The sequence below is a fragment of the Pseudomonas sp. MH10 genome (assembly GCF_034353045.1).
Lineage (GTDB): Bacteria > Pseudomonadota > Gammaproteobacteria > Pseudomonadales > Pseudomonadaceae > Aquipseudomonas.
In genome coordinates this window covers 5,022,949-5,034,567 of record NZ_CP133783.1, presented here as the reverse complement: position 1 = coordinate 5,034,567, position 11,619 = coordinate 5,022,949, and the positions used below count along the sequence as shown (strand labels likewise).

Genomic DNA, 11,619 nt, shown 5'->3' with positions numbered 1-11,619 from the left:
TTTTAGATCATGCCAATTCCCGCCTTAATTGCCGCGCCGCTGCGACCATATTGATTAACGCCGCTTCGGTTTCCGGCCATGCACGGGTTTTCAAGCCGCAATCCGGGTTTACCCACAGCCGCTCGGCGGGAATATGCTTCACCGCTTTTCTCATCAGGTTAACCATCTGCGCCGTGTCCGGTACCTGGGGCGAATGGATGTCGTAGACGCCAGGACCAATATCATTCGGGTAGTCGAACGCTTCAAACGCCTGAAGCAGCTCCATGTCCGAACGCGAGGTTTCGATGGTAATCACGTCAGCGTCCATGGCAGCAATGGCCTCGATCACGTCGTTGAATTCGCTGTAGCACATGTGGGTGTGGATCTGGGTGTCGTCGCGCACACCGCAGGCGCACAAGCGGAAAGCTTCTACGGCCCAGTCCAGATATTCCTGCCACTGTGCTCGACGCAGAGGCAGACCTTCACGAAAAGCAGCTTCGTCGATTTGCACAATCTTGATCCCGGCTCTTTCGAGGTCTGCCACTTCGTCGCGAATCGCTAACGCCAACTGTTGCGCCTGAACTTTGCGTGACACATCCTCACGCGGGAACGACCACATCAGCATGGTCACCGGGCCGGTCAGCATGCCCTTCATGACCTTGTTGGTCAGGCTTTGCGCGTAGCGAGTCCATTCAACGGTCATTGGCTGTGGGCGGCTCACGTCACCGAAAATCACCGCTGGTTTCACACACCGTGAACCGTAGCTTTGTACCCAGCCAAACTCGCTGAACGCGTACCCGTCCAATTGCTCGGCGAAGTACTCGACCATATCGTTGCGCTCGGCCTCGCCGTGGACCAGCACGTCCAACCCCAGACGCTCTTGGACCTGCACCGCATGGCGAATTTCGCTGTGCATGGCATCGGTATAGTCGCTGATCGACAACGACCCGCGCTTGAACGATTGCCGAGCCAAACGGATCGACGCGGTTTGCGGGAATGAGCCAATAGTGGTCGTCGCAAATGCCGGCAGATTCAACCGCGCCCGCTGCCGTTCGATGCGTTCAACGAACGGCGACTGGCGTTGGCTGTCAGCTTCGGTAATCGCCGCCAATCGGGCTTGGACCTCGGGCTTATGGATGCGCGGTGACTGCTGACGCCTGAGCTGAACGGCGCGACTTTCAGTCAAAACATCCTGCATGGCGGGCTTGTCTGGATGATTTAACGCGACGCTGAGCACGGCGATTTCTTCGCATTTTTGTACCGCAAACGCCAACCAACTTTTCAATTCGGCATCCAACTGGTCTTCGCGCTGAAGATTTACCGGGCTGTGCAGCAACGAGCACGAACTGGCGACCCACAGGTTGTCGCCAAATCGTAGTTGCGCTTCTTGAAGTTGTTCCAATGCCTTGTCCAGATCACAGCGCCAGACGTTGCGCCCATTGACCACGCCCAGCGACAGGACTTTGTAAGGCGGCACACGACTGAGCACATTGGAAAGCTGTTCCGGCGCGCGAACCAGATCAACGTGCAGGCCATCAACCGGCAGCGACGCGGCCAGTCCAAGGTTGTCTTCCAGGCCGCCAAAGTAAGTCGCCACCAGCTTTTTCAACGGCGAAAACTGCAGGATGTGATAAGCGCGCTCAAAAGCGTTTTTCCATTCCTGGGGCAGATCTAGGGTCAGAATAGGTTCATCAATCTGTACCCATTCCACGCCTTGTGCCGCCAGACGACCGAGGATTTCGCCATACACCGGCAGCAAGCGTTCGAGCAGATCCAGCTTGTCGAAGCTGTTGCCTTTGGCTTTGCCGAGCCACAGGTAGGTCAATGGGCCAATCAACACTGGTTTGACGTCATGACCGAGGGTTTTGGCCTCCTCGACTTCTTCGAACAGCTGTTCCCAGCTCAACTGGAAACACTGATCGGCGGTAAACTCCGGCACCAGATAGTGGTAGTTGGTATCGAACCACTTGGTCAGCTCTTGCGCGTATTGCGCTTGGCCGTGGGTGTGGCTGCCGCAACAACTGTCGTAAGCGCCTCGAGCCATGGCGAACAGGGTGTCGAGGGTCGGCAAGCCCTGGTCGTTGGTGGTGGCGCTAAAGCGCTGCGCAACAACACCCAACATTAGCGAGTGAGTCAGCACGTGGTCGTACCAAGCAAAATCTCCTACCGGCAGCAGATCGATGCCGGCGTCTTTCTGCACCTGCCAGTGAGCAGCGCGCAACGTGCGGCCGGTGGAGCGTAAACCCTCAGCATCGAGGTCGCCCTTCCAGTAAGCCTCTAGGGCTTTTTTTAGTTCACGGTCTGCGCCAATGCGCGGAAATCCAAGGGTGTGGGCCAAGGCCATGACAACGTCCTCCAGAAAAGATGGCGCTATTGTCGACAGCCAGACCAACATGAGACAAACTCATTGCATTCGCGTTGATCACAAAATTATTTCATGGAGCATCCCGTGCTGGAAATTCGACACCTGAAAACCCTTCAGGCCCTGCGCGAGGCCGACAGTTTGGTAGAAGCCGCCGAACGCTTGCACCTGACACAGTCGGCCCTGTCCCATCAGTTCAAGGAACTGGAAGAGCGTGTCGGCTTGTCGTTGTTTGCGCGCAAGACCAAGCCGGTGCGCTTTACCAGCGCGGGGCTGCGTCTGCTGCAGTTGGCGGATTCGATGCTGCCGCAATTGCGCAGTGCCGAGCGCGATATTGCGCGATTGGCAGGCGGCACAGCGGGGCGCCTGCACATGGCCATCGAATGCCACAGCTGCTTTCAGTGGCTGATGCCGACCATCGACCAGTTTCGCGATGCCTGGCCAGAGGTCGAGCTGGACCTGGCGTCAGGCTTTGCCTTCGCCCCGCTCCCGGCCCTGGCCCGCGGCGATCTGGATTTGGTGGTGACCTCAGACCCGCTGGAGTTGGTGGGCATCACTTACGTGCCGCTGTTCACCTACGAAGCCATGCTCGCCGTCGCTAACCAACACCCGTTGGCTCACAAGCCTTACGTGGTCCCGGAGGACTTGCTCAAGGAAACCTTGATCACCTACCCAGTGGAACGCGATCGGCTGGACATCTTCACCCGCTTTCTGGAGCCCGCCGACGTTGAGCCGGCGCACGTGCGTACGTCGGAACTGACCGTGATGATGATGCAACTGGTCGCCAGCGGACGCGGCGTGTGCGGCATGCCCCATTGGGCCTTGCATGAATACAGCTCGCGCGGCTACGTGAAGGCCAAGCGATTGGGGGAGAAGGGTTTGTTTGCAACGCTGTACGCCGGCATCCGCGCCGACATGCTCGACGCGCCCTACATGCGGGATTTTCTGCTTACGGCGAAGGACACGTCGTTTTCGACATTGAATGGGGTAAGTGCGGTTAGGTAGAAGGCAGACGCTCTGTAGAACCTGCAATTGATTGCGACATTCGCGAACGGTCTACAGCGCTTCGCGATACCGAGATCTAAATTCTGTAGGAGCCAACGTGTTGGCGACAGGCATTAATCGGTCAACCCAACACGACGCCTCGCTAACACCTTGGCACCTACAGTTCGATCAGCTTTCCTGAAAGTCCATCTCAGGCGGTTGGCGACGGAAGCCGCCGGTCAGCCATGCCAGGTAAACCAAGCCTACTGCCAACCAGCTCACGCCAAGGATAATCGCCAGCTTGTCGAGGCTGATCATCAACCACAGGTCCGCAACCAGACCAATCAACGGAAACACCAAGAACAGCACCAGCTCACGTAACCCGCGTTGTTTGCCGCCGATCCAGTAATGAAAGATTACCGACAAGTTCACCAGACTGAACGCCAGAAACGCGCCGAAGTTGATGAACGAGGTGGACGTGGTGACGTCCAGTTTCAATGCCAACAGCGCTACGACGCCGCAGAGCAGAATGCTGTTAACCGGTGTGCCGAAGCGTTCACTCAAACGGCCGAAGATCGAGTTCGACAACACCCCGTCACGGCCCATGGCGTAAAGCAGACGTGAACCGCTGGCCTGTGCCGCCAGACCCGAGGCGAACTGGCCCACGATCAAACCAATCAAGAAGATTGAGACAAACAGGTCGCCACCAATGTTTTTGGCAATTTCATACGCGGCCGAATCGGCGTTATCAAACACGAACGACGGATGCGCCAACTGCACGAAGTACGACACACCGACGAAGATCACACCGCCAATCAGCGTAATCAACATGATTGCCCGTGGGATGGTACGTACCGGGTCCTTGGTTTCTTCGGTCAAGGTGCTGACTGCATCGAAGCCGAGGAACGAATAACAGGCAATTGCCGCGCCGCTCATGATCAACGGTATCTGCATATCACCACTAAAGAACGGCGAGAGGGTCCACAACGGCTTGCTTGCATCGCCACCGACGTAGTGAATGCTTAGCGCAACGAAGGCGATCAACACCAGAAACTGCACCAGCATCAACGCGGCGTTGATGGTATTGGCCAGTTTCAGGCCGACGATATTGATCAGTGTGGTGATTACGATGAACGCCAATACCCACACCGGTTGCGGGATGGAAGGGAAAGCCGAGCCTAAGTAGGCGGCGCCGATCAGCCAAATGGCCATGGGCAAGAACAGGTAATCAAGCAGCACTGCCCAACCGGCGATGAAGCCGAGTTTTGGGCTGATGGCCTTGCGCACATAGCTATAAGCCGAGCCCGCCACCGGAAAAGCGGCGGCCATGCGTCCGTAACTCAATGCGGTGAAGAACATCGCAATCAGTGCTGCCAAGTAGGCCGCCGGCACCATGCCGTTGGTGGACTGGGCGAGAATGCCAAACGTGCCGAGCACGATAATCGGTGTCATATAAGCGATGCCAAACAGCACCACCGACCCTAGTGAAAGGGTGCGTTGCAAACGAGCCATGAGCGACTACTCCGGGATTATTGGTTTTATGGCAGGAGAAAAGTTCGGAAGAAACACAATCGTTTTTCTTATAGAAATCGATGTAACCGGCGCTCAGAAAACCTCGCCGTTTTAGGTGCCCGTCAGAAAATCAACAGCTCACGCAGGCCATCAGCGTGTTCAATCACTTCGCCTGGCAAACGCAGGCGTAGGTCATTCAGATAGCGATAATCACTGCGGGCCGCGACCAGTTGGGCCAGATCCAGTTCGACGCCGAACTGGCACTCTTCGCGCCCTGCTTCGTGCAGCAACGTACCAAACGGATCGACCAAGGCGCTGCCACCCGCAAATCGCAGGCCGCCATCGCCCTCGCCCACTCGATTAACCATCAGCGCAAACGCCTGGTTTTCTTGAGCGCGGGCCATGATCGCGGTGCGATGCGTCGGCCCATAAGGGTCCATATTGCCGTTGGTGACGATGATCAGGTCCGCGCCCAACTGGGCTATGGCTCGGGCGGTTTCCGGGAATTCGATGTCGTAGCAAATCAACAGTCCGACGCGTAGGCCGTTCCACACACAGGTAGCAAAGCGGTCGCCGGGGTTGAACACGCCACGGTCCGAGGCCCACAGGTGAGTTTTGCGATAACGCAGGGCGATGCCGTTCGGGGTGATCAACAACGTCGTGTTGTAGTACTGGCCGTTGTCATTCTCGGCGACGCCGATGACGACGGCGATATCACGCGCTTTAGCCGCGCGCTGCACCGCTTGCACGGTTGGGCCGTCCAGCGGTTCGGCCACATCGGCCACTGTTTCAGCGCTCGGAAAGCCCATCAAGTGGGTCTCTGGAAAGACAATCAACTGGGTGTCGCTGGCGCACGCGGCAATGGCGGCCAAGGCACGCTGCAGGTTGTACGCGGTGCCGTTATCCTGGCCTGCCAGTTGGGCAAGTTCGACCTTCATGGGTTCTCCTTGTTCGATGTCGAGGGCGACCCGGCACAATAAATGCTGGATGGTCGTCGGCTGTGCGGGCAGTATGCGCATCTGCAACGAGTGCGGGGAATTACGCAGCTGTGGTAACCCAATAGGGGTAGGAGTATGACAATCGCACTGCAAGACATCGCGTGGCATCGCTCGGTTGCGCAGTTAATCGAAGCGTTGGACAAGCCAAATTTCTGGGCACAATTGGTGCGCCTGCTGAATCAGTATGTGAGTTTCGATAGCTGGGTCGCGCTGCAATTCAGTTCTCGGCAGCGGCCGTTGGTGTTCGCCGAGTCTCCCGCCGAAGACGGCACGCCCGATCAGCTGTTTCAGGATTACCTCAAAGGCCTCTACCTGCTTGACCCGTTTTACATCGCCAGTCGCGAACAGTCTCAGACCGGCCTGTTCCGCTTGGCGGAGGTCGCGCCGGAACACTTTGAGCTAACCGAGTATTATCAGCGCTACTTTCGCCTGAACGTCGTGGCGGATGAAATTCAGTTCAACTGCCAACTGGGTGCTGACCACACCGTGTGCCTGTCGTTGGGGTCGACTCAACGGTTCAGCGCCGAACAGATTGCGTTGTTGTCGCTGATTCAACCGTGGGTGGTGGCGCTACTTCGCCAGCGCATGCCGTTCGAATTGCCAGAACCGCTGGTTGAGGTGCAAGCCCCACCTTCGCCGATAAACGATGATTGGCGCAGTCAACTTGAAGCCTCGGTGCAGCAGAGCCGAGGTGCTCAGCTGACCGCACGAGAATTGGATGTCGGTCGACTGATGCTCAGCGGCTGCTCCGGCAAGGAAATCGCCCGCAAGCTGGAAATCTCCGTCGAGACCGTGCGAGTGCACAAGAAACACATGTACAGCAAGCTGGGCATCAAGTCCCAGTCCGAGCTGTTTTCGATTTTTCTTCAGGCGCAAAGTGCCTGAACCGAGGGACGGTTGCGGCCTACCGACACGGGCATGCGACCACCGATTAATAGGCGCGAAACAGCGCCAGTGTTCGCCTCATTAACCGTCATTAAGCCCCCAGGATTCCGTATGAGCTTGTCCCTACTCAGCCGTTACGCGTTCTTCGTACTTTGCGTGTTGTTCACCGTCATCAGCCTCCCTTTCTTGCAACATGAATGGCTGTGGCCTTTCACCGTGATCGCCGGTGTGCTCAGTTTGATTGGCATCATTGACCTGCTTCAGACCCCTCACGCGGTGCGCCGCAACTATCCGGTGCTGGGCAACATTCGCTACCTGGTTGAGCGTATTCGCCCAGAGATTCGCCAATACCTGCTGGAGTCCGACAGCGACGCCCTGCCCTTTTCCCGCTCCCAGCGTTCGTTGGTCTATTCCCGAGCCAAGAACGAGTCGGCGGAAAAGCCGTTCGGTACCCTGATTGATGTCTATCAGACCGGTTTTGAGTTCATCAGCCACTCCATGCGCCCGGCGCCGTTGAGCGACCCTACGGCGTTCCGCGTGATTATCGGCGGCCCGCAATGCAGCCAGCCGTATTCAGCGTCGGTGTTTAACATTTCGGCCATGAGCTTCGGCTCGTTGAGTGCCAACGCGATTCGTGCGTTGAACCAAGGCGCCAAGCTCGGCAACTTTTCCCATGACACCGGTGAAGGCAGCATCAGCCCGTATCACCGTGAGAATGGCGGCGACCTGACGTGGGAGTTGGGCAGCGGTTATTTCGGCTGCCGCACCTCGGACGGTCGTTTCGATCCCCGGCGGTTCAAAGTGCAGGCGCTGGACCCGCAAGTGCGGATGATCGAAATCAAGTTGAGCCAAGGCGCCAAGCCGGGCCACGGCGGGATTCTGCCCAAAGGCAAAGTCACCCAGGAAATTGCTGAAACCCGGGGCATCATGATGGGCGAAGACTGCATCTCGCCGTCGCGCCACAGCGCGTTTTCGACCCCGATTGAATTGATGCAATTTGTCGCGCAACTGCGTGAATTGTCCGGTGGCAAACCAGTGGGCTTCAAGTTCTGCCTCGGTCACCCTTGGGAATTCATGGGCATCGCCAAAGCCATGTTGGAAACCGGTATTTACCCGGACTTCATCGTCATCGATGGCACTGAAGGCGGCACGGGCGCAGCGCCGGTGGAGTTCACCGACCACATTGGCGTGCCCTTGCGCGAAGGCCTGTTGTTCGTGCACAACACGCTAGTCGGCCTCGGCCTGCGGGACAAAATCAAGTTGGGCGCCAGCGGCAAGATCGTCAGTGCCTTCGACATCGCCAGCATTTTGGCCATCGGCGCCGACTGGGCTAACTCTGCGCGGGGCTTCATGTTCGCCATTGGTTGCATCCAGTCACAAAGCTGCCACACCAACCGGTGCCCTACCGGCGTCGCGACCCAAGACCCGCTGCGTCAACGGGCGCTGGTGGTTCCAGACAAGGCGCAACGCGTCTATAACTTCCACCGCAGCACCCTGCACGCGCTGGCCGAAATGCTCGCGGCGGCCGGTCTTGATCACCCTTCCCAGTTGGAAGCCAAACACTTGGTACGGCGCATGTCCGCCACCGAAATCAAGCTGTTCTCCCAGTCCCATGTTTTCCTCAAACCCGGCCAACTGATCACCGGCGAAGTGGACGGGAGCTTCTATTCGAACATGTGGCAGATGGCACGGGCCGACAGCTTCGAACCGAACGAAATCTAACGCTGCAGGCGAGCGAGTACGGTTGGAGCCAGGGTAAACAGCCGCAGCTCCAACAGACCCGCTTTGAATTCGGTGTCTGGCCGCCAGTCGTAGGGGAAGGGTCCAGGCTTGCCGACCAATGAGGGTTCGGCCAGCCACCAGACCCGTTTGATTCCCGCCGGTAAATGCGCGAGGTCACTGAGGTAGATGGTGTCCCAATGCTCATGCAGCAAGGTCAACGGACCGTAGGCGTTCGCGCCGAAACTTGAGCTGTTACTCAGGGCACGGTCGTACAACATAGGGACGATGCCAGTGGCGTTGTAGTACGCCGCGCTGAAATACAACAGTTTGCCGTCGGTAATGATTTGATCGCCCGGTTGGGCACGTTGGTTGATGTAATTACCCATTGCTTCAAACGGTTCTATGGCCGCGTTTCGGGGGTAATTCAAATCCTCCTGTTGGCTGTAGTTGTATTTCAGGCCAAGTGTTTCTAGGGCCAAGACCGCGATAACCGCTATCACCGCCAGTGCCGGACTGAATGACTCCACTCTGATCACCGCCAACGCCAGAATCATCGGTAACCCAAGCGCCGCAAACACCACATAACGCTCCATGAAAGTAGGCACCACAAGCGATATCAACAGCAACGTGACGATCGGAACGAAGGTATAAAGCCCGAGCAGCAGATAAAACTTGTAGCGACTGCGATCAAACAGCGTTACCCATCCCGCAACGATCACAATGACCAGCGGCAATCCCCAGTAGATCGGCCAGAACACCGCATGGGCTTTTTTCAATGTCAAAAATGCCCATATCGAAGACGGGAATGTATAAGGCGTGGTCGCCAGTAACCACGAAATACTGCCGGCTGCCTGAATGTTTTTAAAATGAGTAATGACGTCCAGCAGGCTAAACAACCAAGGAATATAAAGCACCGCCATTGAAAGGTTCGCGATCCACCATGCCGGGCGAGCAATGTAACGTTCCTCATCGGGACGATAAACGCGCAGCAACAGCAGGTATAACCAATGAGGCAAAACACAAAGCACCGAATAATAATGGGTGTACAGACTGGCCGTCATCAACACGGCATACGACGCTAAATAACGATAGCGTGTCGGTTCTTTTACCCAATACACCAGGGCGACAGTTGCGCCAAATAAAAAAACCGCCAGCACTGCATACATCCGCGCTTCCTGGCTGAAACGGACGGCCACCGGAAAGAAGGCCAGAAACAACCCAGCCAACAGCGCGGCCTTGGGTGACGCGATCAATCGCATCAGCCACATACCCAGCGCCACCGTGGCGATGCCCGCCACCGCACTGAATGCACGAACGGCAAACACGCTTTGGCCGACCATCTCCATCCAGCCATGCAACAATAAGTAATACAGCGGTGGGTGGATGTCCCGGCCGGTGATAGACCAAATGAATTCGGGAGGGTACGCACTCAGGATCACGCTGAACGCTTCGTCGTACCAGAGGTAGGGGGTCGTCAACCCGTAAAAGCGGGTATAGGTAGCCAACACCAAAACCAGACAAGCCCCCAGTCTACCAACGGATAAGGATTTCTCTCGGCTTTCTAGTGGATGGGTTTTCAAGTCCATTACTCCTCCGTCAGCTTTTTCTCTGTCACATCATTTTGTCTCGCTCAACGGCATAAAGCCGCAGCTGTGTATTGCCCAAAGTGGATACGCTGACGGCATGCCAACTAGGCGGGACCGGTACATAGTCTTTCACCTCGCTGCCATACAAAAGCCAGACTCGCCTGGCCTTGGTATCTAAATCCGAAAGCCTGTCCAGGTAATAGGTGTTTGGATGTTGATAAAACAACGTGCCAGCCCCGTTAATCCCAGGGCGTGCAGCGAGGCCCCCCGAGGATGGCGGCGTATAGAGCAAAGGCTGAGTATGGGTTTTGTTGTAATAGAGCACGCTTAGGTACCAGTACAGGTCATACACGACGACTTGATCACCGGGTATAAAATGCTGATTGAGATCATCGACCATCGTCGCGACGCGGTTATTCAGCACACTGGTGGAATTATTCAGTTTGTTGTTCTGGGTATAGTCGTTATAAAGCCCGGCCACTTCCAGCGCGACCAGCGCAATCAAACACCCCACCGCAAGCCGACGGTGATGTAGAGCCAAATGGTCCAGCGCAATCGCCAAAATGATCGGCAAGCCCAGCGCCGCAAACACGAAATAGCGGGTCGTAAACAGCGGCAACTTGAACGAAATCAAAAACACCGTACACAACGGTGCGGCGGTATAGAGTGCAATCAGCGTATGGAACTTGTGCGGACCATTATCCCTTGTGATAACCGCTAATGTCGCCAGCGCTACCATTAGCGGTAACCCCAGGAACAAGGGCCACGGTAATGTTCGGCCATCATCCAACGTCAAAAACTGCCAGATCACCGATGGCAACGTATCGAAGGAAGGCGGCGGTATCCAATCAACAGCTCCCGTGTGCGAGAGCTGGCCCATCAGGTGCGGAATCCACGGCAAGTAGCACACCACAATGGCGATATTCGCCAACCACCAGGCCGGACGCAGAAGAAAGCGGCCGTGCTTTGACGGTAGAGACACATACAACCAGTGGGAGAACACGCACAGCGCTGCGAAATAATGCGTGTAAAACGCCGCCGTCATCAGTACGACGTAGCTCACTGGGTACCGCTGCCGCGATGGGTCCTGAACCCAGTAAACCAGAGTAATAGTTGCGCCCATCAGCCAAACACCCATCAGCGCATACATCCGCACTTCTTGACTGTAACGCACCGCAATCGGCAGTAATGCCAATAGCAAACACGCCCATATCGTGGCGCGTCGGGTGGCAATCAAACTGACCAGCCATTGCCCTAGCGCAACCGACATTACACCCGCCACAACACTCATCGCTCGAATGGCAAATACGCCATTGCCAAAGACTACAGTCCAACCGTGCAACAGCAGGTAGTACAGGGGCGGATGAACATCTTGCCCGCTGTAATACCAAATAAGCGCCGGAGAATAAGTGCTGACTAATGCACTAAATGCTTCGTCGTACCACACGGTCGGCTGGGTGACATTGTAGAAACGTGCCAGCAAGGCAAGCGTCAATAGGGGCAGCAGCCAATGCTCCCGAACGAACACCATGATGCGTCGGGCGCCGAATTTTTTTTGTGGAAAAAGTAGCTCCATCACGCCCTCCGGCGC

General features: G+C 56.6%; 8 protein-coding genes. 3 read left to right on the top strand and 5 right to left on the bottom strand.

Going from position 1 to position 11,619, the window contains the following annotated elements:
- Nucleotides 1–7: 7 nt before the first annotated feature.
- Nucleotides 8–2,323, bottom strand: coding sequence for a 5-methyltetrahydropteroyltriglutamate--homocysteine S-methyltransferase (gene metE / locus RHM59_RS22725; RefSeq protein WP_322286746.1), 2,316 nt, complete (start codon nucleotides 2,321–2,323; stop codon nucleotides 8–10).
- 105 nt (nucleotides 2,324–2,428) lie between these two features.
- Between metE and metR the strand changes: the two genes are divergently transcribed.
- Nucleotides 2,429–3,346 (top strand): transcriptional regulator MetR, encoded by a 918-nt coding sequence (gene metR / locus RHM59_RS22720; RefSeq protein WP_322185100.1) that lies wholly within the window; start codon nucleotides 2,429–2,431, stop codon nucleotides 3,344–3,346.
- Nucleotides 3,347–3,514: 168 nt separating this feature from the next.
- On the opposite strand, the gene RHM59_RS22715 is transcribed toward metR, so the two are convergent.
- Nucleotides 3,515–4,837 (bottom strand): APC family permease, encoded by a 1,323-nt coding sequence (locus RHM59_RS22715; protein ID WP_322285481.1) that lies wholly within the window; start codon nucleotides 4,835–4,837, stop codon nucleotides 3,515–3,517.
- A 122-nt stretch (nucleotides 4,838–4,959) separates the two neighbouring features.
- On the bottom strand, nucleotides 4,960–5,775 hold the full coding sequence (locus RHM59_RS22710) for a carbon-nitrogen hydrolase family protein (RefSeq protein ID WP_322165842.1): 816 nt from the start codon (nucleotides 5,773–5,775) through the stop codon (nucleotides 4,960–4,962).
- Between the two features lie 135 nt (nucleotides 5,776–5,910).
- Here RHM59_RS22710 and RHM59_RS22705 point away from each other — a divergent pair, with 135 nt between their 5' ends.
- Complete coding sequence (locus RHM59_RS22705) at nucleotides 5,911–6,720, top strand: helix-turn-helix transcriptional regulator (RefSeq protein WP_322285480.1); 810 nt, start codon at nucleotides 5,911–5,913, stop codon at nucleotides 6,718–6,720.
- A gap of 111 nt (nucleotides 6,721–6,831) precedes the next feature.
- Complete coding sequence (locus tag RHM59_RS22700) at nucleotides 6,832–8,442, top strand: FMN-binding glutamate synthase family protein (protein ID WP_322185098.1); 1,611 nt, start codon at nucleotides 6,832–6,834, stop codon at nucleotides 8,440–8,442.
- On the opposite strand, the gene RHM59_RS22695 is transcribed toward RHM59_RS22700, so the two are convergent.
- A complete protein-coding gene (locus RHM59_RS22695) occupies nucleotides 8,439–10,028 on the bottom strand; it encodes a glycosyltransferase family 39 protein (protein WP_322285479.1) in 1,590 nt (529 codons plus the stop codon). The genes RHM59_RS22700 and RHM59_RS22695 overlap by 4 nt on opposite strands.
- A 25-nt stretch (nucleotides 10,029–10,053) precedes the next feature.
- On the bottom strand, nucleotides 10,054–11,604 hold the full coding sequence (locus RHM59_RS22690) for a glycosyltransferase family 39 protein (RefSeq protein ID WP_322285478.1): 1,551 nt from the start codon (nucleotides 11,602–11,604) through the stop codon (nucleotides 10,054–10,056).
- Between the last annotated feature and the right edge of the window lie 15 nt (nucleotides 11,605–11,619).

Excerpts from the sequence above, each read along its gene's own strand:
- metE (WP_322286746.1), bottom strand. The coding sequence starts at position 2,323 with ATGGCCTTGGCCCACACCCTTGGATTTCCGCGCATTGGCGCAGACCGT.
- RHM59_RS22715 (WP_322285481.1), bottom strand. The coding sequence starts at position 4,837 with ATGGCTCGTTTGCAACGCACCCTTTCACTAGGGTCGGTGGTGCTGTTT.
- RHM59_RS22710 (WP_322165842.1), bottom strand. The coding sequence starts at position 5,775 with ATGAAGGTCGAACTTGCCCAACTGGCAGGCCAGGATAACGGCACCGCG.
- RHM59_RS22705 (WP_322285480.1), top strand. The coding sequence starts at position 5,911 with ATGACAATCGCACTGCAAGACATCGCGTGGCATCGCTCGGTTGCGCAG.
- RHM59_RS22700 (WP_322185098.1), top strand. The coding sequence starts at position 6,832 with ATGAGCTTGTCCCTACTCAGCCGTTACGCGTTCTTCGTACTTTGCGTG.
- RHM59_RS22695 (WP_322285479.1), bottom strand. The coding sequence starts at position 10,028 with ATGGACTTGAAAACCCATCCACTAGAAAGCCGAGAGAAATCCTTATCC.
- RHM59_RS22690 (WP_322285478.1), bottom strand. The coding sequence starts at position 11,604 with ATGGAGCTACTTTTTCCACAAAAAAAATTCGGCGCCCGACGCATCATG.